Origin of the sequence: Shinella yambaruensis (genome assembly GCF_022899355.1) — a bacterium.
In the GTDB taxonomy this organism is placed as follows: Bacteria; Pseudomonadota; Alphaproteobacteria; order Rhizobiales; family Rhizobiaceae; genus Shinella; species Shinella yambaruensis.
Window position 1 is genome coordinate 45547 of sequence record NZ_JALJCK010000004.1, and the last position, 22286, is coordinate 67832.

The window sequence follows — 22286 nt, forward strand, 5'->3', positions numbered from 1 at the left end:
GCCATGAACCGCATCCGTCTCCTCGATCACCTCGTTCTCATGCTCGGTGTCTTCGTCATGGTCGCCCCCGTGGTGGTCGCCTTCATGACCTCCACCCACGAGGCGGCCGACATCCACCGCAACGGCCTCTCGCTTGCCTGGGGCGGCCACTTCACCGAGACCTACAACACCGTGCTGACGCGGGAAGGCGGCTTCACCGGCAAGATCACCGGCGCGCGCATGATCTGGAACTCGCTGATCCTCGGCATCGGTTTCGCCGCCGGCAAGATCGTGCTGTCGATGCTCGCCGCCTATGCCATCGTCTATTTCCGCTTCCGGCTCGGCACGCTGTTCTTCTGGATGATCTTCACGACGCTGCTCCTGCCGCTGGAAGTGCGCATCCTTCCCTCCTACGAGGTGATGAACAAGCTCTCGCTGACGAACACCTATACCGGCCTCATCGTGCCGCTGCTGGCCTCGGCCACCGGCACCTTCTTCTTCCGCCAGTTCTTCAAGTCCGTGCCGGAGGAGCTGCTGGAGGCCGCGCGCATCGACGGCGCCGGGCCGTTCAAGTTCTTCATCGACGTGCTGGTGCCGCTCTCGCGCACCATGATCGCCGCCATCTTCATCATTATGTTCGTCTATGGCTGGAACCAGTATCTCTGGCCGACGCTGATGACGACGGACGAGCGCTTCTTCACGCTGGTGCGCGGCATCAAGCAGATCCTGCTCGTCTGGGTGGGCTCCAACATTCCCGATTACAACGAGGCCTTTGCGCTGGCGATCCTCGCCATGCTGCCGCCGGTCATGATCGTGCTGATCTTCCAGCGGTGGTTCATCAAGGGTCTTACGGAAAGCGACAAATAGGAGGCTCGTCCCATGGCAGCGATCAGCATCAAGGACGTATCCAAGGTCTACAATGGCGGCGTGACCGCCGTCAGCGCCGTCTCGATCGACATCGCCGACGGCGAGTTCATCGTGCTCGTCGGCCCCTCCGGCTGCGGAAAGTCGACGCTGCTGCGCATGGTCGCGGGGCTGGAGACGATCAGCGAAGGCGAGGTGACGATCGGCGCGCGCGTCGTCAACGAGATCGACCCGGCCGACCGCGACATCGCCATGGTCTTCCAGAACTATGCGCTCTATCCGCATATGACGGTCTACGAAAACCTCGCCTATGGCCTGAAGAACCGCCGCACGCCGAAGACCGAGATCGACGCGCGCGTGGCGGAAGCCGCCCGCATGCTCGAACTCCAGCCCTATCTGGAGCGCAAGCCCCGTGCCCTCTCGGGCGGCCAGCGCCAGCGCGTCGCCATGGGCCGCGCCATCGTGCGCAAACCCTCCGCCTTCCTCTTCGACGAGCCGCTCTCCAACCTCGATGCCAAACTGCGCGTCTCCATGCGCGGCGAGATCAAGCGCCTGCAGCGCCGCGTCGGCACGACCTCGATCTACGTCACCCACGACCAGTTGGAGGCGATGACGCTCGCCGACCGGCTCGTCGTGCTCTCCGGCGGCAGGATCGAGCAGATCGGCCGGCCGCTCGACGTCTACCATCGCCCTGCCACCACCTTCGTCGCCAGCTTTATCGGTTCGCCGGCCATGAATCTCGCGGATGGCGAAGTGCACGGCGGCAAGCTCGCCCTCGGCCCCGCCCTCATCGATCTCGGCCCCACGGTGCCGACGCAGGGTGCCGTGACCGTCGGCCTGCGCGCCGAGGACCTGCGCCTCCATCCGGAGGGAAAGGGCAGCCTGCCCTTCCGGGTCGATTATGTCGAGGAACTGGGGGCCCAGCGCCTCGTGCACGGCCTCGTCGGCGATCAGCTGCTCGTCGCTGCTGTCTCCTCGGAAAACCCGCTGCCGGAAACCGTCTCGCTCTCGATCACGCCGTCGCGGCTGCATTTCTTCGACCGCGCCAGCGGCCGGCGGATCGACTGGCCGGGCGAAGACCGGCCGGAAACCCTTGCCGCCGGCCTCCCGGTCCTGGAGGCCGCCGCATCATGATCCGCACCACCGTCGACAGACTGACCGCCCCTACTCCGGCGGAGCGCATGGCGATAGCCGATCTCGAAAAATCCATCTCCGCGCACGATGCCCGCATGGCGCAGCTTGCCTGCATGAACGCGGTGGAGAAAGGCGGCCGGGCCGAACGCACCGAACCGCTGCCCTTCCCCTTCACCGTCGCCGCCTGGAACCTCGAACGCTGCCTCTTCCCGCTCGAAAGCGCCGAACATCTCGGCGCCACCGGTGCCGAGATCGTTCTGCTCTCCGAGATGGACGACGGCATGGCCCGCACGCGCCAGCGCCACACCACGGCCGAGGTCGCCGGCGATCTCGGCATGGCCTATCTCTACGGCGTCGAGTTCATCGAGCTCGGCCTCGGCTCGGATACGGAGCTGGAATTCTGCAAGGACCGGTTCAACCGCCGCGGCCTGCACGGCAATGGCCTCATGGCCACCGTGCCGCTGCACGCGGCCTTCCTGCTGCGGCTGGAGGGCGAGCGCCTCTGGTTCATGGGCGAGGTCGACCAGCCGCGCCTCGGCGAGCGCATGGCGATCGGCGCCGCCGTCAACACGGAGGCCGGCCCGCTCGTTCTCGTCTCCACCCATTTCGAAAGCGCCACGACGGCCGCCTATCGCGAATGCCAGATGGTCGGCCTTATCGACGCCCTCGATGCGGCCTTCCCCGGCCACCCCGTCCTCATCGGCGGTGATCTCAACACCGGCAACCATGCCGGCGGCGACTTCGAGGCGGAAGGGCTTTTCGCCCGCGCGGCCGAGCGCGGCTTCACCCGCCATGGCGGTCCGCTGGACAGGATGACGACACGCCCGAGCCTCATCACGCGCTGGCCGGAACGGGCCATGAAGCTCGACTGGTTCTTCTCGCGCGGCCTTGCGGTTTCCGATACGCGCATCGTGCCCTCGCTCGATCCTTCCGGCCGTCCGCTCTCCGACCACGACCTCATCACCTGCCGGATCGACGGCTTCGCCTGACCCCGCGCGAGGCCCGTTGCCATCGTGCCGCCCGCACCCTAAATGTGTCGGGCATTCCTGAGGGGACTTTTCATGGCAAAGATCAAGAACGTCGCGGTCCAGATGGACCATGTGTCGACCATCAGCATCGCCGGCGATTCCACCTTCGCCATGAGCCTGGAGGCGCAGAACCGGGGCTACAGGCTGTTCCACTACACGCCCGACCGCCTCAGCCTGCGCGACGGCAAGGTCTATGCCGCCGTCGAGCCGATGGAACTGCGCGACGTCAAGGGCGACCACTATACGCTCGGCGCGCCCGAGCGCGTCGACCTCTCGACGATGGACGTGGTGCTCCTGCGCCAGGACCCGCCCTTCGACATGTCCTACATCACCTCGACGCATCTCCTGGAGCGCATCCACCCCAGGACGCTTGTCGTCAACGACCCCGCCTGGGTGCGCAACTCGCCGGAGAAGATCTTCGTCACCGAATTCGCCGACCTCATGCCGGCAACGCTGATCACGCGCGATCCCGCCGAAATCCGCCGTTTCCGCGAGGAGATGGGCGACATGATCCTGAAGCCGCTCTACGGCAATGGCGGTGCCGGTGTCTTCCATTCCACAAAGGACGACCGCAACCTTTCCTCGCTGCTCGAAATGTTCGGCCAGATGTTCCGCGAACCCTTCATCGCCCAGCAATACCTGCCGGACGTGCGCAAGGGCGACAAGCGCATCCTGCTCGTCGACGGCGAGCCGGTCGGCGCCATCAACCGCGTGCCTGCCGAACACGACGCCCGCTCCAACATGCATGCCGGCGGCCGCCCGGAGCCGACGGAGCTGACGGCCCGCGAAAAGGAGATCTGCACCCGCATCGGCCCGGCGCTGCGCGAGCGCGGCTTCCTCTTCGTCGGCATCGACGTCATCGGCGACTACATGACCGAGATCAACGTGACCTCCCCGACCGGCATTCGGGAAGTCAGGAAATTCGGCGGCACCGACATCTCCGCCCTGCTGTGGGACGCCATCGAAAGCAAGCGCTGAGCGTCTTGCGGCCCGCCCCGGAGGGTTTTGCGGGACGTTCCGTTCGCGAACGTCCCGCCTTCGTTCCGCAAATGCAACCGGCTGCAACCGGCGCGCGGAAAATTCTCTCGCAGGTTCTATGATTGTTCTTGTTTCATTCCGGATTCCATGCCAGATTTGCAGATGCAACCCAGGGGCGGGTGCAGGGGACGTTTTCGGCGAAAACGTGTCGCGGTAGCCTTGCGCCGAGAATGGCGCAGCGCCGCGGGAACGGGCGGAGGCAATCATGGTGGCGCGGGTCGGGACGATCGCATTCCAGGGCATCGAGGGCGTGCCCGTCGACGTGCAGGTCATGGTGGCGCCCGGCAAGGTGGGCATGCAGATCGTCGGCCTGCCGGACAAGGCGGTCGCCGAAAGCCGCGAGCGTGTGCAGGCGGCCCTGCATGCCTCCGGCCTTTCGCTGCCGCCGAAGCGCGTGACGGTCAATCTCGCCCCCGCGGACCTGCCGAAGGAAGGCAGCCACTACGACCTTGCCATCGCGCTCGGCCTGATGATGGCGCTCGGCGCCGTGCCGGGCGATGCGCTGGAGGACTTTGTCGTCATCGGCGAGCTGAACCTCGACGGGACGATCGCCGCCGTCGCCGGGGCGCTGCCCGCCGCCATGGGGGCGAACGCGCTCGGCAAGGGGCTGATCTGCCCGGCGGAAAACGGCGCGGAAGCCGCCTGGGCCGGCAGCGGCCTCGATATCCTGGCGCCGCGCAGCCTGATTGCGCTCGCCAATCATTTCAAGGGAACGCAGGTCCTGTCCCGGCCGGCGCCGGCAATCCGGGCGGCGGCGGCGGACCTGCCGGACCTTGCCGATATCCGCGGCCAGGAAAGCGCCAAGCGGGCGCTGGAAGTGGCGGCGGCCGGCAACCACAATCTGCTGATGGTCGGCCCGCCGGGCTCGGGAAAGTCCATGCTGGCCGCGCGCCTTGCCGCCATCCTGCCGCCGCTCTCGCCGCGGGAGCTGCTGGAGGTCTCGATGATCCATTCCATCGCCGGCCAGCTTTCCGGCGGCCGGCTGTCGGATCGCCGGCCCTTCCGCGCGCCGCATCATTCCGCCACCATGGCCGCGCTCGTCGGCGGCGGGTCGCGGGCAAGGCCGGGCGAGGTCTCGCTGGCCCATAACGGCGTGCTCTTCCTCGACGAGCTGCCGGAATTCTCGCCCCAGGCGCTCGATGCGCTGCGCCAGCCGCTCGAGACCGGGGAATGCATCATCGCCCGGGCGAACCACCGGGTGAGCTATCCCGCCGCCATGCAGCTCGTCGCGGCGATGAACCCCTGCCGCTGCGGCATGGCGGGCGAACCCGGCCGGACCTGCGCCCGCGGCCCGCGCTGCATGAGCGACTACCAGGCCCGCATTTCCGGCCCGCTGATGGATCGCATCGACATCCGCATCGACGTGCCGGCCGTCTCCGCGACGGATCTCATCCGCCCGATGGCCGCCGAGGCCAGCGAGACCGTCGCCCGCCGCGTCGCCCGTGCCCGTGCCCTGCAGGTCGACCGTTTCGCCCGGCTCGGCATGGCCTCCGTCACCAGCAATGCGCGCGCCTCGACCGCGCTCGTCGAAAAGGTGGCGGAGCCCGATCCCGGCGGTCTCCAGCTCCTGCGCGATGCGGCGGAGAAGATGCATTTCTCCGCGCGCGGCTACCATCGCATCCTCAAGGTCGCCCGCACGCTCGCCGATCTCGACGAGGCGCCGGTCGTCGGCCGCATCCATCTGGCGGAGGCGATCTCCTATCGCATCGCCGGCGAGCGGCTCTCCGCGGCGGCGTGAGTTTTCGGGAAGAAGGCAGTGGTCCCGCCGAAGGAGAGTGAGAGCGTGGGCCTGGTATGCCGATGCCGTGTGCGGGCATGACTGAGGCTTGCCGATCGGGCACGGACGAACGGTTCACCTGCCGGCGGGCGGTCCCGCGGGGTCCTTGCAGACGGCTTCGATGCGGTGTTCGTCCGGATCGATGATGAAGGCGGCATAGTAGGTCGGGCCGTAGGGGAGGCGCAGTCCGGGCGCGCCGTTGTCGCGCCCGCCCGCGGCAAGGGCGGCCCGATGGAAGGCATCGACCGCGCCGCGGCTCGGTGCGGCAAAAGCGATGTGGAAGCCCGGCCCCGGCGCGGCGGCGGCCGTGCCGTGATCCTTCAGGCAGGGCTTGTCGCCGCCGCCGGGCGGGCCGCAGCCGATGGCCTGGCCCGGCTCGCCGCGGCGGATATCCGACCAGACCCGCGCGTAGCCAAGCAGCGCAAGAACCGCGTCATAGAACGCGGCCGCGCGAAGAATGTCGCAAACGCCGAGGGAAAGGTGATGAGAGAGGGAGCTGGGAACGGCCCGCCATGCGCACGGCGCGGCGGGCCGGAGGGCGTCAGCCGCCGAGGCCTTCGAAGAGCGCGGTGGAAAGATAGCGCTATAGAACGCGGCCGCGCGAAGAATGTCGCAAACGCCGAGGGAAAGGTGATGCAGCATGAGGGGGGGCCAGGAACGGCCCGCCGCGCGCGCGGCGCAGCGGGCCGGAGAGCGTCAGCCGCCGAGGCCTTCGAAGAGCGCGGTGGAAAGATAGCGTTCGGCGAAGGAGGGAATGATGACGACGATGGTCTTGCCGGCATTTTCCGGGCGGCTGCCGACCTTGGCGGCGGCGGCGAGCGCCGCGCCGGAGGAAATGCCGACGGGCACGCCCTCCAGCCGCGCCACGAGGCGGGCATTTTCGAAGGCTTCGTCGTTCGTCACGGTCACGATCTCGTCATAGATCGCCGTGTCGAGCACGGCCGGGGCGAAGCCGGCGCCGATGCCCTGGATCTTGTGCGGGCCGGGATTGCCGCCGGACAGGACCGGGCTGTCGGCCGGCTCGACGGCGACGACCTTGAGGCCGGGCTTCTTCGCCTTCAGCACCTGGCCGGCGCCGGTGATCGTGCCGCCGGTGCCGATGCCGGAAACGAGGATGTCGACCGCGCCGTCCGTGTCGTTCCAGATCTCCTCGGCCGTCGTCCGGCGGTGGATTTCGGGGTTGGCCGGATTTTCGAACTGCTGGGGGATGATCGCGCCGGGAATGGTGGCGGCCAGTTCCTCCGCCTTGGCGATCGCGCCCTTCATGCCCTTCGGCCCCTCGGTCAGCACCAGTTCGGCGCCGAGCAGCGCCAGCATCTTGCGCCGCTCGATCGACATGGTCTCGGGCATGGTGAGGATGAGGCGGTAGCCCTTGGCGGCGGCGGCGAAGGCGAGGGCGATGCCCGTATTGCCCGAGGTCGGCTCGACCAGCGTCGAGCTGCCGGGCGTGATCTTCCCGTCGGCTTCGAGCGCCTCGATCATCGCCACGCCGATGCGGTCCTTCACCGAGGCGATCGGGTTGAAGAATTCGAGTTTTGCAAGAAGGGTGGCCGAAACGCCCTTTTCCCTGGCGAACTTGTCGAGCCGCACGATGGGCGTGTCGCCGATCGTCTCGGTGATGGAGGCGTAGATACGGCCGCGGCCGGGTTTGCGGGTGTCGGTCATCGGGTGCTCCCTCGGTTCTTGTTCCGCAAAAGATAGGAGCGAATGGCGCCGGAGACGAGTCCGGATTTCGCGACAAAAGCGCCGAAAGCGGAATAATCCCGCACTGAGAGCAATTCCGGCAAAAGGGTGCAGCGGTTTTGCGCCCGGACGTGCGCGGGAACAAACAGATAGAGCGTTTTCGCGATTTCAGGAAAAGCGGAAACGCTAGCGGCGCAAAACCGGATGGTCCTTCACGCCGCGCGGGTCGCGATATAGGCGGCGGTGCCGGCGAGAATGCCGGCGGCGACCCGGTTCATCCGCTGCAGCGCCTTCGGCTGCCTGAGGAGAAGCCGGGCGCGCGAGGCGAGCGCGATATAGGGCACGAGCACGACGATGAGCACCACGAAGGTCGCGGCAAGCAGCATGCCGTAGTCCTCGAGGCCGATCGCCTCGAGATCGACCAAGGTCGGCACCAGCGCGACGTAGAACAGCATGGTTTTCGGATTGCCGAGCGTCACGAACAGGCCGGAGAGAAACGATAGGGTCATGCTCGTCGAGGCGCGCGCCTCGATATCCTGCGGGATGAGGCCGCTCGTCCAGAGTTTCCAGGCGATGTAGCCGAGATAGAGCGCGCCGGCGATCTTGATCAGCATGAAGGTCGTGGTGAAGGTCTGGGCGATGAAGGCAAGGCCGAGGATGACCGCCGTCAGGTAGATCATGTCGCCGAGGATGAGGCCGAGGCCCATGAAGAAGGTGGGCCGGAAACCCGAGCCGAGCGCCCGCGCGACGATCGCCGTGATGCCGGGACCGGGAATGATGGCGGCGATGAACAGGGCACCGCAATAGGCAAGCAGGACGGCGACGGTCATGACGGACTCCAAGGGACCGCGCTTTTCTAGCGCAATTCCGGCAAAAGTGCGAAGCGGTTTCGCGCCCCGAATGGCGCAAGACGAAAGCGCATCGCGCCCTGCGGTTTGCCGGCGCGCTATCTCGGCCAGCCCGTCAGGCAGGCGCTCCGCCTCGGTTCGCGCGGCGCCTTCGACATGCGGGCGTCGCCGCACGACGGAACGCGAAAACTCTTCCTCACGGGGTTTCCTGCCGGTCTTCTTGACCCCGGATCGGCCTTCCGGCCAGCGCCATCGCCCCCTGCTTACCACCCGGCCGCGCTGGCTTGTTCACACGGCGCCGGGTGATGGACACGCTGCTGGCGCCGCTGGTCAGAACGCGGCCATCGGCGCCAGCGCGAAAGGATGCTGCGGCGCGAGGTCTTCCGCCGCGCGCAGCATGAGCACCATGTCGCCTTCGTCCGGCACGGCCGTGCCCGCCCAGACGAGGTGATCGGGCGCGAAGTGCACGGTGACGCGGGCAGGTGCGAGGTGCAGGCTCGCCAGGATGTCCGCGAGGCTCGGAATGCGCGCGCCGACGACATCGAGGAGATCGAAGCCGTCGTCCTCGCCCATCTGCCAGGCGATGACGGCCTTCGCCTCTTCCATCAGGTCGAGCCTGAGGTCCGGCATCAGTGCGGCGTTGAACAGGAACATTTCCTTCTGCCGGAGCGGCGCGAAGCGATCGGACACCGGCCGGCGGCCATCGAGCAGGCGGTCGAGCAGCGTCAGGTCGGCCTCGCTGCCGATATCGAGCCGCCGGAGCGGCCCGTCCCGTCCGCCTGCCGGTGCCGGGCCGGAGAAACGATGCTGCGCCAGCGTGCGAAAGCCGTGGCGATGGTAGAGGTCCGGTGTATCGGTCAGAAGCGCGACGGCCTCGAACCCTTCCGCATCGCAGTGCCGGAGCGCCGCTTCCATGACATCGCGATAGAGCCCCTTGCCGCGGTATTCCGGCCGCACGGCGCCCGATTGCAGGCCCGCGGCGCGCACGAAGGTGCCGTTTACGACAAGGGGCAGGGAAAACGCGCTGATATTGGCGACACAGAGGCCGGCATCGTCGAACCAGGCGAAGGGCATGCTCGTCGGGTCCGGTCCGCCGAGCCGGTCCATCACCGTCACGTCGATGCCGAAGATGTCTTCGAGGAGGTCGGCAAGCGCCCGCCAGGCGGCGCCGTCGCCGAAATAGTCCGAGCGGAAGGAAAGGCCCTTGCGGTCGGGCATGGCCCTAGCGCACGCCGGTGGAGCCGAAACCGCCGGCGCCACGGGTGGTCTCGCCCGCCGTCTCCACCTCGCGCACGGCGACCTGCGTGACCGGCGCGATCACCATCTGCGCGATGCGCATGCCGCGTTCGATGACGAAGGGCTCCTCGCCGAGATTGACGAGCAGCACCTTCACCTCGCCGCGATAGTCGCTGTCGATCGTGCCGGGCGTGTTGAGGCAGGTGATGCCGTTCTTGAAGGCGAGGCCGGAGCGGGGGCGGACCTGTCCCTCGTAGCCGGCCGGGATCTCGAAGACGAAACCGGTCGGCACCAGGGCGCGCTGGCCGGGCGGCAGCGTCAGCGGCTGGTCTTCCGCCACGGCGGCGCGCAGGTCCATGCCGGCGGCGCCACCGGTCTCGTAGGCGGGAAGCGCGATGCCCGCGCCATGCGGCAGGCGGAGAAGGCAGAGCGTGGGCTGGGTGGGGGCATGTGCGTTCATGCGCCCATAAGCCGGCCGCAGTCCCGCCCCGTCAATTGCATCTTCCCGGCGGAGGCTGTAAAGACCGCGGCAACTCACAGGATATTGCAGAAAATGGCCGAAACCCTTGCAGAGGCGGTCTCCCGCCGCCGCACCTTCGCGATCATCGCGCACCCGGACGCCGGTAAGACCACCCTCACGGAAAAGCTGCTGCTTTTCGGCGGTGCCATCCAGCTCGCCGGCGAAGTGAAGGCGAAGAAGGACCGCATCCAGACCCGCTCGGACTGGATGAAGATCGAGCGTGAACGCGGCATCTCCGTCGTCACCTCGGTGATGACCTTCGAATATGACGGCAACGTCTTCAACATTCTCGATACGCCCGGCCACGAGGACTTCGCCGACGACACCTACCGCACGCTGACGGCGGTGGATGCGGCCGTCATGGTCATCGACGCCGCCAAGGGCATCGAGCCGCGCACGTTGAAGCTGTTCGAGGTCTGCCGCCTGCGCGACATCCCGATCATCACCTTCGTCAACAAGATGGACCGCGAAAGCCGCGATCCGTTCGAAATCCTCGACGAGGTGGAGGAGAAGCTGGCGCTCGACACCGCCCCGGTCACCTGGCCGGTCGGCCGCTCGAAGACCTTCTGCGGCTCCTATCACCTGGCCGACCGTACCTTTCGCGGCTCGGACACGCAGGTGCAGCCGACGAGGATCGACGACCCGGCGGTGGTGGCGAAGAACCTGCCGGAAAACGAGCGGGCCGCCTTTACCGAGGAGCTGGAGCTCGCCCGCGAGGCCTGCCGGCCCTACGACCAGGAAGCTTTCCTCGAAGGGCACATGACGCCGGTCTTCTTCGGCTCGGCGCTTCGCAATTTCGGCGTTCGCGACCTCATCGACGCGCTCGGCGCCTTCGCGCCGCCGCCGCGCGACCAGGTGGCGGACGTGCGCAAGGTGCATGCCTCGGAAGACAAGATGACGGCCTTCGTCTTCAAGATCCAGGCGAACATGGACCCGAACCATCGCGACCGCATCGCCTTCGCCCGCGTCTGTTCCGGCATGCTGGAGCGCGGCATGAAGGTGCGCCTTGCCCGCACGGGCAAGACGATCGGCCTTTCGGCCCCGCAGTTCTTCTTCGCCTCGCAGCGCCAGCTCGCCGATACGGCCTATGCCGGCGACGTGGTGGGTATCCCCAACCACGGCACGCTCCGGATCGGCGACACGCTGACGGAAGGCGAGGCGCTGGTCTTTGAAGGCGTGCCGAACTTCGCGCCGGAAATCCTGCGCCGCGTGCGCCTGGAGGACGCGATGAAGGCCAAGAAGCTGAAGGAAGCGCTCCAGCAGATGGCGGAGGAGGGCGTCGTGCAGCTCTTCTCGCCGGAAGACGGCTCGCCCGCCATCGTCGGCGTCGTCGGTGCGCTGCAGCTCGACGTGTTGAAGGAGCGGCTTTCGGCGGAATACGGCCTGCCCGTCTCCTTCGAAATGTCGCGCTTTTCCGTCTGCCGCTGGATCTCGTCGGACAGCGCGGCGGAGCTGGACAAGTTCGTCACCCAGCGCCGCGGCGATATCGCCCGCGACCTCGACGGCGACCCGGTCTTCCTGGCGCAGGATGCCTTCTCGCTGCGCTACGAGGCGGAACGCTATCCGGCGATCAAGATGGTCGCCATCAAGGAATACCACGTCACCAAGGCTTGAGCGGGCGGGTTGCTTGCCCACGATTTAATCCGCCACCTTTTCCCCGCTCTCGGGGAAAAGGATGCATGGCGCCGGTGGCAAACGCGCCGCGACGCCACTTTCGGCGTGACAGGCGCCGCGTCATTTGCGAAAATCCGTTCAAGACAGGGGCGTCCGCCGGAAGGCGGGCTGAGAAGCACCCTTTGAACCTGAACCGGATCATGCCGGCGGAGGGAGTCGAACGGGTGCCGCATCGCCGCCACCCCGAGGCCGCCCCTGCCGGGAAGGAGGCGAGATGGCCGACACAATCGCAAACATTCTCTCGATCGCGGGCTCCGACCCCTCGGGCGGCGCCGGCATCCAGGCGGATCTCAAGACGTTTGCCGCGCGCGGCACCTATGGCATGGCGGCGCTGACGGCCCTGACGGCGCAGAACACGCAGGGCGTTTCCGGCGTGCATCTGGTCCCGCCCGACTTCGTGGCGGCACAGATCGCCGCGGTTTTCGCCGATATCCGGGTGGATGCGGTGAAGATCGGCATGATCGCCTCGGCGGAGATCGCCGAAGCCGTCGCCACGGCCCTGTCGCCGCATCGCGCGGTTCCCATCGTGCTCGATCCTGTCATGGTCGCCAAGGGCGGGGCCTCGCTCCTGGCGCAGGAGGCCGTGGCCGCGCTGGTGCGCCAGCTGCTGCCGCGCGCAAGCGTGCTCACGCCGAACCTGCCGGAGGCAGCCGCCCTCCTTTGTGAGGCGGAGGCCGTGGACCGGGCCGGCATGGAGGACCAGGCAAGGCGGCTGCTCGACCTCGGGCCGACGGCGGTGCTGCTGAAGGGCGGGCACCTGCCGGGCAGCGAGAGCCCCGACGTGCTCGCGACGCCCGATCGGCTGCACTGGTTCGAGGGCGTGCGCGTGCTGACGCGCAACACGCATGGCACCGGCTGCTCGCTGTCGAGCGCGATCGCCGCCGAGCTCGGCAAGGGACAGGCGCTCGTCGATGCCGTGGCGGCGGCCAAGCGCTTCATCGCCGGTGCCGTGCGCCTGTCGGATGCGTTGACCGTCGGCTCCGGCCACGGTCCGCTGCATCATTTCCACCTGTCCGGCAACTGATCGGTCAGCGGTCGGACAGCGCGAGCCGGAGGCCCATCAGGCCGAGGGCGGCGGCGAAGCTGCGCTGCATCCAGACAATGACCGCCGGCCGGCTCAGCACCTGTCGGCGCAGGCCGGCGGCAAGCGCCCCATAGCCGACGAAGACGAGGAAGGTGAGGGCCATGAAGACGCCGCCGAGGAAAAGCATCTGGCCCGTGGCATCGCCGAAGGCGCTCGCCGGAATGAACTGCGGCAGGAAGGCGAGGAAGAACAGCGAGAGCTTCGGGTTGAAGATGTTGGTGAGGATGCCCTTGCGCACGATCCTCAGCGCACTGCCGGCCGGTGCCTGCTCAGGCCCGACATCGAGCGCATTGCTGTCCTTCAGCAGGCTCCAGGCGATGAACAGGAGATAGACGACGCCGATATAGCGCAGCACCTCGAAGGCGAGCGCGCTGGCATGCAGCACGGCGGCAAGGCCGACCACGCTGGCGAGGATATGCGGAACGATGCCGAGCGTGCAGCCGAGGGCGGCCAGGACGGCGGCGCGGAACCCGCCGCTGATGCCGAGCGCCAGCGTATAGATCACGCCGGTGCCCGGCAGAAGGATGACGACGAGCGAGGTGATGAGGAATTCGGAAGTCATGTCTGGTTCCATGCGGGTTGAAAGGCGGCAGGGAACACCGGATGGGCGCCGGGGTCTTGAATGAAATTGCGGGGTGCGGGCCGCTCAGGCGCGCGCGGCGAGATAGGCGCCGGGCGTATAGCCGTAACGGCGGGTGAAATTGCGCGTCATGTGGCTCTGGTCGGCGAAGCCGGCTTCGATGGCGGCCTCGGCAAGCGGGGTGCCGGCCGCGATCAGCCGGCGGGCGAGCTCGGTGCGGCGCTGGAGCAGGTAGGCATGCGGCGTCAGGCCGGTGAGCCGGGCGAAATCGCGCACCAGCCGGAAGCGGCCGACGCCACAATCGCCGGCAAGGTCCTCCAGCGTCGCGGCCGAAGCGGGGTCGCTGTCGAGCCGGTCGCGGGCACGACCTATGGCCGCCAGACCATCCTGCCGGGGTGCCTCTTCGCGCAGCACGGCGGCGAGCAGCAGGAGAAGCTGTTCCTCGCGGCCGAGCGCATCGGCGCCGGCGTCAAGAAGCAGGGCGAGCAGCCGGGAAACCAGGCCTGCGATGCGCCCGTCGTCCAGCACCGGCGCGTAGAATTCCTCGCGCGGGCGCCCTTCGAAAATATCGTCCGCCGCTGCGCGGACGAGCGCCGGTTCCAGATAGAGCATGCGCCAGGCGCGCGGTGCGTCGCCGAGCGGCGCGCCGTCATGCACCTCGCCGGGGTTGACGGTGATCGTGTTGCCGGCCGCCGCCTCCACCAGACCACGCCCGCTCGCCGATTTCTGCGCGCCGCGCTCGATGAGGCCGATGCCGTAGGTCTCGTGGGTGTGACGCGCGAAGGTATGCCGGCTGTCGGCGAAGACCGCCTCGATGCCCTCCACGCCCGTTCGCACGATCCGGAAGCGCCCTGCCGCCATGGCTCAATCCCTCGCGGCGCCGGGAAGCGCCGCCGTCTCGCCGAACCAGTCGAGGGCCGAGCGGCACCAGATCTGGCGCGTCGGTTTCAGCGCCGCACGCTGGTTGATGCTGCCCCAGCGGATGCCCCAGGTCGCGGCGTCCTCGCCGGTGCCTGTCGTGAACAGCGGCGCGCCGCATTCGGGACAGAAATATTGCAGGCGCTTGCGGCCGTTCCCGGCGGTCTTCGTGTAGAGTTTCGGTGGATTGCCGGTGAGGTGCAGGGCGTCCTTCGGAATGCTCGCGGTGACGCGATAGGGCGAGCCGGTCAGCCGCTGGCAATCCGTGCAATGACAGATGGAGACCGCCTCCGGGTCGATCTCGGCCTCGTAGGTCACGAAGCCGCAATGGCATTGGCCGTCGATCCGCATGGTCCATCCTTCCGCCGCGGGACAGGGTGGAAGGATAGGGTTTCGCGACCGCGCGTCAATGCGCCGGCGTGATGAAGGTGCCGTTCTGCAGTCCCCGCATCGCCTGTTGCACCTCGCGCGCGTGTTCATCACGATCGGACCATGCCCCGTCCATTGTTCACGAAATCCGGCACCCGGAAAACGAACCGTTCACAAAACGCGTGTTCCCCCGGAAACCGCGCCTTTTGCCGCCGTCATCATAATGACACGCATGGTTTCGGCCCGTTTACATTCGTTAACGCATTTTTACCCATTTGCGTTGAAAATCCGGGCAGTGCCATGGTTAATGCGTCGGGTCCACCACCGGTTCGTGCCGGTCTTCGAAAGCGAGAATAGCGTCATGTGCCGTTGGGCAGCCTATCGTGGAGAGCCGCTCTTCCTTGAGGAACTGGTGTCCTCGCCCGCCCATTCGCTGATCGAGCAATCCCATTGCGCCACCCGTGCCAAGACGGCGACCAATGGCGACGGTTTCGGCATCGCCTGGTATGGCGAGCGCCCGGAGCCCGGCCGCTACCGCGATATCCTGCCCGCCTGGTCGGATTGCAACCTCAGAAGCATCGCCAGGCAGGTGCGCTCGCCGCTCTTCCTTGCCCATGTGCGCGCCGCGACGGGCGGCGGCACGCGGCGCGACAATTGCCATCCCTTCGTCCACGGCATCTGGTCCTTCATGCACAATGGCCAGATCGCCGATTTCGAGCATCTGCGCCGGCCGCTCGAAACCATGCTGGACAACGATCTCTACACGGCCCGCACCGGCTCGACGGATTCCGAGCTGCTGTTCCTGCTCGCCCTGCAGTTCGGCCTTGCCCGCGATCCGCTCGGCGCCATGGCCGAGACGATCGCCTTCGTCGAGCGGCTCGCCGCCCATCTGGAGCGCCGCGTTCTCGTGCGCTTCACCGCCGCCTTCACGGATGGCGACCAGCTCTATGCGGTGCGCTATGCGACGGACTATGCCGCGCCGACGCTCTATGCCGCGCCGATGGGCGCGACGGGCGGCTACTGCCTGGTCTCCGAGCCGCTGAACGACGATACGGAAGCCTGGGTGGAAATCCCCGACGGCAGCGCCGTCGTGCTCGGCGAAAACGGCGTCGACGTGCGCATCTTCTCTCCCGCCGGCCGGCCGGCGCAGGCGATGGAGAGGCGCCTCGCCCTCGTCAGGTAAGTCGTTCGGCGATCCAGCCGGCAAGGCGGCCGGCGACATCGTCCTTCGAAAGATCCGGCCATTGCTCGACGCCGCCGGCGGTGATCAGCTTCACGCTGTTGCGCGTGCCGCCCATGATGCCCGTTTCCGGCGAGACGTCGTTGGCGACGATGAGGTCGGCACCCTTCTTCTGCAGCTTCACGCGGCCGTTGCTCTCGACATCCTGCGTCTCGGCGGCAAAGCCGACGACGACCTTCGGGCGCTTGGCATGGTGGCCGACGGTCTTCAGGATATCGGGGTTCTCGGCGAGCATCAGCGGCGGCGGACCTTCGCCCGGCTGCTTCTTGATCTTCTCCGTGTTCGGCGTCGCCACGCGCCAGTCGGCGACGGCCGCGACCATGACGGCGATATCCGCCGGCAGCGCGGCGAGCACCGCCTGCAGCATCTCCTCCGCCCGCTCGACCTTCACCACCGTGACGCCCGGCGGATCGCCGAGCGTGACGGGGCCGGACACCAGCGTCACCTCGGCCCCGAGCCGGGCGAGTGCGGCGGCGATGGCATGGCCCTGCCGGCCCGAGGAACGGTTGGCGATGTAGCGCACGGGGTCGATCGGCTCATGGGTCGGGCCGGAAGTGACGACGGCCTTGCGGCCGGCCAGCGGCCTCGCCCCGCCGTCGAGCAGGCCTTCCACCGCTGCGACGATCTCGAGCGGTTCGGCCATGCGGCCAAGGCCGGCCTCGCCGCCTTCCGCCATCTCGCCGGCATTGGGGCCGATGAAGGCGAGCCCGTCCCCCCGCAGCGTGGCGACATTGCGCCGTGTCGCCGGATGCGCCCACATCTTCGGGTTCATGGCCGGGGCGAGCAGCACCGGCCGGTCGGTGGCGAGCAGCACCGTGGAGGCGAGGTCGTCGGCGAGGCCATTCGCCATCTTCGCCATCAGGTCGGCCGTGGCGGGGGCGACGACGACGAGGTCGCAATCACGCGCCAGCCGGATATGCCCGACATCCTGCTCGTCCTCGCGGGAAAACAGGTCGGTATAGACATGGCCGGCCGAAAGCGCGCCGACGGCAAGCGGCGTGACGAACTGCTGCGCGCCCGCCGTCATGACCGGGCGAACCTCCGCGCCGCGCTCGCGCAGCCGGCGGATGAGGTCGAGGCTCTTGTAGGCGGCGATGCCGCCGGACATGACGAGGAGGATGCGTTTTCCAGCAAGCGGCATGGCGGGTCCTAGGCAATTCCAGCAAAAGCGCTGAAGCGGTTTTGCGCCCGGAACGGCATGAAAACAAGACGCTGGAGCAATTCCAGCAAAAGTGCGCGGCGGTTTTGCGTTTGGAACAGCGAAAAAACAAGGAGATAGAGCGCTTTCGCGCTTCGAAGACGCGCGGAAAGCGCCCGGCTCATGACGCGCACGACCAATCCTCGGCACGACGGTCGCCCCGTCCTGTCCCGTTGCGGCGGTATTTCCAGGTCCTGGCCCGACGGCGGTTCCCCAAACCGTCCCGTCAGGCCGGCAGGGCGCCTAGTGGCAGACCTTCACCTTCTTGATGACGAGTTTGCCGTAGTAGTCGTATTTCTTGATCTTCTTCCAGACGCACTTCGGCTTGTGGCCGTAGTAGTGCGTGGCAAGTTCGACGGTGCCTGCCGGCCGGATCGTCGCGGCATCCGGCATCATGCCGGCAAGCGACGGTGCGGCGGACGCGCCGAAAGACAAGGCGGTAATGGCGATGGAAACAAGGATCTTGCGCATGGACGGCTCCCCTCTGGCCCTCTGGAGAATACGGTCTTGCAATGCGAGGCGCCGGTTGTTCCGGCTTTTCTAAAGTAGCACCTTTCCCGTCCTGCGGGAACAGACACGTTGGGCCAAGTCAGGGTGGTTTGCCTCAGGCGCCGTCGTTTGGAATGTTCAGCACATGGCCACAGGCCTTGCAGTGCACGGCATCGGTCTCATGGCGCGAGAGGCCGCATTGCGGGCAGGGGAAGGTCACCTTGTAGGGCCGCACGATCGCCTGCGCGAGCCGCACGAAGAGCGAGATGCCGATGATCATCGTGACGATGGAGGTGAGTTTTCCCAGCGTGCCGGGCAGGGTGATGTCGCCGAAACCGGTGGTCGTGACGGTCGCGACGGAGAAGTAGAGCGCGTCGACGAAGCCTTCGAAGCCCTCCGCGCCGTAAAAGAAGTTGCTGTAGACGAAGCCGGTGACGAGGAAGAGGAAGACGAGGAAGTTCACGCAGGCCTGGATGACCTCTTCCTTGTCGCCATGCCCGATGCGGTGCAGCAGCAGCGTCACCAGCTTGCTCTGGCTGATCGCCCAGATCCGCAGGACGCGCAGGAAGGCGAAGTTGTGCAGCTGGTTGGGAAAGAGCAGCGTGCCGAGCACGACGACGTCCACCCAGGTCATCGGCCGCATCGTCCAGTAGCGCAGGTTCGGCGCGATCAGCGCCCGCGCGCCCAGCTCGAAGGCGATGACGGCGGCGATGACATAATCGACGATGATATAGGCCGGCCCCTTGCGCAGATACGGGCCCGCGATGAAGAAGCCGAGGATTGCGATATCGACGAGGAGCATGGCGGCCTGGAAGCGGATCGCCTCCCGGTCGCGGCCGAAATAGAGCCCGCGCAATTGCCGGCGCACCCGTTCGAGAAAGGGCTGCGGCTCGGTTGCGGTCAGCGGTTCATCGGTCATCGCTGAAAGACTAGCGCCCGCCGGTTGCCGGTCAAGCGCCCTCTCAGAACCGCGCCTTCATCGTCGCGAGGAAGGTGCGGCCGGGGCCTGGCAGGCGATCGGCCATCTCGATATCGTTGTCGAAGATGTTCAGCACGCTGAGGCCGGCCTCCAGGTGCCCGGTCTGCGATTTCCAGGTCAGCGCGACGTCCGTCGTCCAGTACCTGTCGAGCGTCCTGCCAGCCGGCGCGTTGTTCTCATCGAAAAAGTGCGAGCCGAGCCGCGGGCCGACGAAGCTCTGGGCGAGCGTCGCCGTCCAGCGCGCGGGATGCACATAGGTCAGGCCGACCTGCGCCACATAGTCGGGCACCAGCGGCACGTCGAAGGAGGGATCCCAGCCCGCCGTGGTGTCCTTGCTGGTGTTCCAGGTGAAGGAGCCGAAGGCGCCGAGGCCGTCGCCGACCCAGTAGTTGGCGCTGATCTGCAGGCGGTCGATCTTGCCCGTGTCCGTCAGGAAGCTCGCCATGAAGTCTTCCGGCGTCAGCGTCAGGCCGTTGAAGCGCTGGTGCTGGTATTCGACCGCGGTGAAGAAGCGTTCGTTCCACTCGGCGTCCCAGCGTACCGCTGTCGTCCGCGTCTGCCCGCCCCGGAAGAGCGGCAGCTCCATCGGGGAAAGGCCGACCGTCGTGACGGGCGAAAGCGTATAGTTGCTGGCGAACTGCGTATCCTGCCGATAGTAGGCGCGCAGCCAGTGGCTGTCGCTCGGCGCGTAGGCGATGCCGAGCCGGTAGTCGACCGGTCCCCAGCGCGGGCTGTCGCCGTCGAAGCGCGACTGGAAGGCACCCGCCTGCACCTGCAGGCTGTCGGAAAGCTCCAGATAGCCGTCGATATAGGCCCGCGTCGTCGAGCTGCCGCCGTTGGCGGCCCCGAGATCCTCGATCTCGCCGGTCGTCAGGTCGGTCGCGATCGCCGAGACCCGGAAGTCGCTCTCCGCCGCCTCCATGCCGTAGCGCAGTGTCAGCGGCCCGATGCCGAGGAGATGACCGACGCCATAGGTGAAAACGTCCTCCCGCGACTTTTCATTGACGCGATAGGTGATCGGCGGGATATCGTCGTCCTCATCGTCGCTGATCCAGCGGTATCGGGTCAGGTCGTCCACCCGGCGGTTGACCGCGAAGGCCTGCACCACGTTGCGCTCGCCGATGACATGGCTCCAGGCGACGCCGAGCTCGGTGGCATCCGTCACGCTGTCGTTGAAGGGTGCAGGATTGGAGGTCTGGCCGGGATAGCCGACCTCCTGCCGGATTCTGTTGCCGAAGAGATAGACGCTGTCTGTCAGGGTCGGCTTGATGCCGATGCGGAAGAGCCCGCCCAGAAGATCGTTCTCGTCGTTTTCGCGCGCGCTCTCCGGCCGGGTGATATCGCCCTGGAGATAGTAGCTGACCGGCACGGGCGTGTAGCTCGTGCCCTGGAGGAGGATGTCGCTCGCCCAGCCGGTGTCGGCGCCGTAGTTCGAGAGGGTTCCGCCCAGCGACGCCTCGAAGAAGTTGCGGGTCTCCAGGCTGTTGCGCTTTTCTTCCGAGGCGATCGACAGCGGCGCGAACAGCCGCGCCTGAAGCTCCGATGCGATGGAGGAACCGCCGGAGGAGGAGCGGTCGAGGCCGGAGAGCGGCGTGTTGACGAAGAGACTGCCGCCGCCCGCCGTCGCCTCGTCGACATAGGTCGTGGAGACGAAGGGATCGTAGGAGCGGTCGGCATAGAATTGGCCCCATTCGGTCAGGCCGATATTGTCGAGCGCCACGCCGAGATAGGACGAGACCTGCCGGTTGGTGTCGTAGCCGGAATAGTAGCCGCCGCGCGCTTGGCGGCGGCGCAGCGCCTCGCGGGCGTTGAGGATGGCGTCGTCGGCGCGGAATTCGTCGATCGCGATGCCGGCGCGGATGAGGGCGATGCTCGGATTGTCCCGGTCGAAACGGTCGGCATTGTCGAGCGCCTGGGCGGTCTCGGCGTCGGCGCCGCTCTGGTAGCTGGCGATGGCAAGGCCGATCAGCGCGTCGCCGGCGGTCGGGTTGACGGCGGCGGCCTCCTGCAGGACCTTTTCGCCTTCCGCGGTCCTGCCCATGCGCAGGAGATAGCGACCCTTGGCGGCAAGCACGGCATAGGAGGTGGGATCGAGCGCCTCGGCGGCGTCGATCGCCGCCTTTGCCGCGGCCATCTGGTCGTTGTCCATCAGGAAGCGGGCGTGGTTGGCGTGCAGCGCGGCGTTTTCCGGGTTGAGGGCGATGGCGCGCCGGTGGGCGGCGTTGGCCTCCACGATGGCGTTGCGGTCGCTCTTCAGGATGCCGATCTCGTTCCACACCGCATCGTCGCCGGGCGCGGCCTTCACCGCCCGGTCGAGCTCGGCAAGCGCCCCGTCGATGTCGCTCGACACGGTGGAGCGGAACCGCGCGCTGACGAGCAGATGGGCAGGATCGTCGGGATCGATCGATCTGGCGCGGGCGAGCGCCGCGCGCACCTCGTCGCGGTCGTCGAGTTCGTAGGCGAGGCTGGCGCGCATGGCGGGCAGGGCCGCTTCGTTCGGGAAGAGCGGCTCGGCCCTGCGGAGGAATTCGATCGCCTCGACCTGTCCCCGGAGATTGGCGATGGCGATCGCCTGGGCGATCGCCTCCCCGGCGGTTCCTGGCGTCTGGTTCAGCGACGGTGCCTTGGCGTCGGTGTCGGGGTTTTCCAGCGAGAGCGCGATCCACTCGCCGTAGCGCGCCATGGTGCGCCGCTCGCCGGAAAGATGCGGCATCGCCTTGCGGAACAGCCGGATTGCCTCGTCATACCGCGTGGCCTGGCCGGCGATCATCGCCTCGACCAGGCTGGCGCGGGCCTCCAGCGCGGCGGGAAGCGGGCGCGGCAGGCGGGAAAGGGCGGCCTCGGCGGCCGCCCTGCCGTCATAGGCGAGCGCCGTCTCGGCGAGCGTCAGCCAGTCCTCGCGGCTGCGGCCGACCTCCGGCGTGTCGAGGATGCGCCGCCGCTCGGCGCGGGCCTTCGTGCTTTCCGTGCCGCTGACGGGCAGGCTCGCGAAGGTGCCGCGCACCTCGCTGTAGAGCAGGACCTGCTCGCGCTCCTTGAGATTGACGAGGATGTATTTGCGCGGCGCCTCGCCGATCCGCGCCACGGCGCCTTCGCCCTGTCCGACCGTCACCGTGCCTTGCGCGTTGGAAAGCTCCACCGTGCCTTCGAGCACGGTCAGCGTCGTGCGGTCGCCCTCGGCGCGCAGCGTCCAGTCCGTGCCGCGAATGGCCGCCGCCGCCGCGGGCGTATCGACGGTAAGCCCGCTGCCGCCGCGGTCCGCGCGGCCCCAGATCGTGCCGCCTTCGAGATTAAGCTGGCTGTCCGAGGCGCCGTCGATCTTGCGCACGCGCAGGACCGTCTCGCGCGCCATGCGCACCAGCGTGTTGTCGGCAAAGCGGATGGCAAGGCTGCCGATGGCATTGGTGCGAAGCGTGTCGCCGGCGAGAAGGTCCTGGTTGACCTCGACGCCGCGCCAGCTGTCCACCTCGACGAAACGCACCTCCTCGCCGGATTTGCGATCCACGACGGCGCCGTCGACGGTAGAACCGCGCGGCAGAACCTCCGCACACGCCGGATAAAAGCCCGCAACGATCGCGAGGGCCGAAACGCCCAGCTTCAACACACGCATGATTTCAGTTTCGTCCACCCTCGGAGCGGACGATATGG

At 67.5% G+C, this 22286-nt stretch carries 20 protein-coding genes, 1 pseudogene and 1 riboswitch; of the genes and pseudogenes, 8 read left to right on the forward strand and 13 right to left on the reverse strand.

From position 1 onward, the window contains the following. Positions 1-3: 3 nt before the first annotated feature. The 5 genes from ugpE (at position 4) to MUU56_RS10210 (ending at position 5781) form a co-directional block, all read left to right on the forward strand. A complete protein-coding gene (ugpE, locus tag MUU56_RS10190) occupies positions 4-846 on the forward strand; it encodes a sn-glycerol-3-phosphate ABC transporter permease UgpE (protein ID WP_244767208.1) in 843 nt (280 codons plus the stop codon). A gap of 12 nt (positions 847-858) precedes the next feature. Beyond that, positions 859-1977, forward strand: a complete 1119-nt coding sequence (locus MUU56_RS10195) for a sn-glycerol-3-phosphate import ATP-binding protein UgpC (protein ID WP_244767209.1) — start codon at positions 859-861, stop codon at positions 1975-1977. Then, the gene (locus MUU56_RS10200; protein WP_244767210.1) at positions 1974-2966 is read left to right on the forward strand and encodes an endonuclease/exonuclease/phosphatase family protein; all 993 of its coding nucleotides are present in this window, start codon (positions 1974-1976) and stop codon (positions 2964-2966) included. Before MUU56_RS10195 ends, MUU56_RS10200 begins: the two co-directional genes overlap by 4 nt. 72 nt (positions 2967-3038) lie before the next feature. Beyond that, entirely contained in the window at positions 3039-3983 is a 945-nt protein-coding gene (gshB, locus tag MUU56_RS10205) for a glutathione synthase (RefSeq protein ID WP_244767211.1), read from the forward strand. Between the two features lie 265 nt (positions 3984-4248). After that, positions 4249-5781, forward strand: coding sequence for a YifB family Mg chelatase-like AAA ATPase (locus tag MUU56_RS10210; RefSeq protein ID WP_244767212.1), 1533 nt, complete (start codon positions 4249-4251; stop codon positions 5779-5781). Positions 5782-5895: 114 nt separating this feature from the next. Here the strand turns inward: MUU56_RS10210 and MUU56_RS10215 are convergent. The 5 genes and pseudogenes from MUU56_RS10215 to dut all read right to left on the reverse strand — a co-directional run. Beyond that, positions 5896-6306, reverse strand: a pseudogene (locus tag MUU56_RS10215) (VOC family protein); the annotation flags it as partial. A 210-nt stretch (positions 6307-6516) separates the two neighbouring features. Further along, positions 6517-7485, reverse strand: a complete 969-nt coding sequence (cysK, locus tag MUU56_RS10220; protein ID WP_244767213.1) for a cysteine synthase A — start codon at positions 7483-7485, stop codon at positions 6517-6519. Positions 7486-7715: 230 nt separating this feature from the next. After that, on the reverse strand, positions 7716-8333 hold the full coding sequence (locus MUU56_RS10225; protein ID WP_064332748.1) for a LysE family translocator: 618 nt from the start codon (positions 8331-8333) through the stop codon (positions 7716-7718). Between the two features lie 348 nt (positions 8334-8681). Then, complete coding sequence (locus MUU56_RS10230) at positions 8682-9569, reverse strand: GNAT family N-acetyltransferase (RefSeq protein WP_244767214.1); 888 nt, start codon at positions 9567-9569, stop codon at positions 8682-8684. Positions 9570-9573: 4 nt separating this feature from the next. Beyond that, the gene (dut, locus tag MUU56_RS10235; RefSeq protein WP_064332749.1) at positions 9574-10047 is read right to left on the reverse strand and encodes a dUTP diphosphatase; all 474 of its coding nucleotides are present in this window, start codon (positions 10045-10047) and stop codon (positions 9574-9576) included. 93 nt (positions 10048-10140) lie between these two features. Between dut and MUU56_RS10240 the strand changes: the two genes are divergently transcribed. After that, a complete protein-coding gene (locus tag MUU56_RS10240) occupies positions 10141-11721 on the forward strand; it encodes a peptide chain release factor 3 (RefSeq protein ID WP_244767215.1) in 1581 nt (526 codons plus the stop codon). Positions 11722-11856: 135 nt separating this feature from the next. After that, a riboswitch (TPP riboswitch) is annotated at positions 11857-11953 on the forward strand. Between the two features lie 42 nt (positions 11954-11995). Beyond that, positions 11996-12805: a bifunctional hydroxymethylpyrimidine kinase/phosphomethylpyrimidine kinase gene (gene thiD, locus MUU56_RS10245; protein WP_244767216.1), complete on the forward strand. Its 810-nt coding sequence runs from the start codon at positions 11996-11998 to the stop codon at positions 12803-12805. Between the two features lie 4 nt (positions 12806-12809). Here the strand turns inward: thiD and MUU56_RS10250 are convergent, their stop codons facing one another. The 3 genes from MUU56_RS10250 to MUU56_RS10260 form a co-directional block, all read right to left on the reverse strand. Next, positions 12810-13427 carry a LysE family translocator gene (locus MUU56_RS10250; RefSeq protein WP_244767217.1) on the reverse strand — a complete coding sequence of 206 codons (618 nt, stop codon included), beginning with the start codon at positions 13425-13427 and terminating at the stop codon, positions 12810-12812. A gap of 84 nt (positions 13428-13511) precedes the next feature. Further along, positions 13512-14306, reverse strand: coding sequence for an AraC family transcriptional regulator (locus tag MUU56_RS10255; RefSeq protein WP_244767218.1), 795 nt, complete (start codon positions 14304-14306; stop codon positions 13512-13514). Between the two features lie 3 nt (positions 14307-14309). After that, the gene (locus MUU56_RS10260; protein WP_244767219.1) at positions 14310-14714 is read right to left on the reverse strand and encodes a GFA family protein; all 405 of its coding nucleotides are present in this window, start codon (positions 14712-14714) and stop codon (positions 14310-14312) included. 379 nt (positions 14715-15093) lie between these two features. Between MUU56_RS10260 and MUU56_RS10265 the strand changes: the two genes are divergently transcribed. After that, positions 15094-15915, forward strand: coding sequence for a class II glutamine amidotransferase (locus tag MUU56_RS10265; RefSeq protein ID WP_244767220.1), 822 nt, complete (start codon positions 15094-15096; stop codon positions 15913-15915). Here MUU56_RS10265 and coaBC read toward each other — a convergent pair. From coaBC to MUU56_RS10290, 5 genes are all read right to left on the reverse strand, one after another. Further along, positions 15908-17113, reverse strand: coding sequence for a bifunctional phosphopantothenoylcysteine decarboxylase/phosphopantothenate--cysteine ligase CoaBC (gene coaBC, locus MUU56_RS10270; protein WP_244767221.1), 1206 nt, complete (start codon positions 17111-17113; stop codon positions 15908-15910). The two genes, MUU56_RS10265 and coaBC, sit on opposite strands and share 8 nt — an antisense overlap. Positions 17114-17121: 8 nt before the next feature. Next, on the reverse strand, positions 17122-17304 hold the full coding sequence (locus MUU56_RS10275; protein ID WP_244767222.1) for a hypothetical protein: 183 nt from the start codon (positions 17302-17304) through the stop codon (positions 17122-17124). Between the two features lie 109 nt (positions 17305-17413). Further along, on the reverse strand, positions 17414-17641 hold the full coding sequence (locus MUU56_RS10280; protein ID WP_244767223.1) for a hypothetical protein: 228 nt from the start codon (positions 17639-17641) through the stop codon (positions 17414-17416). A gap of 133 nt (positions 17642-17774) precedes the next feature. Beyond that, entirely contained in the window at positions 17775-18578 is an 804-nt protein-coding gene (locus MUU56_RS10285; protein ID WP_244767224.1) for an ion channel, read from the reverse strand. Positions 18579-18621: 43 nt separating this feature from the next. Continuing rightward, positions 18622-22248, reverse strand: a complete 3627-nt coding sequence (locus tag MUU56_RS10290) for a FecR domain-containing protein (protein WP_244767225.1) — start codon at positions 22246-22248, stop codon at positions 18622-18624. Positions 22249-22286: the final 38 nt, after the last annotated feature.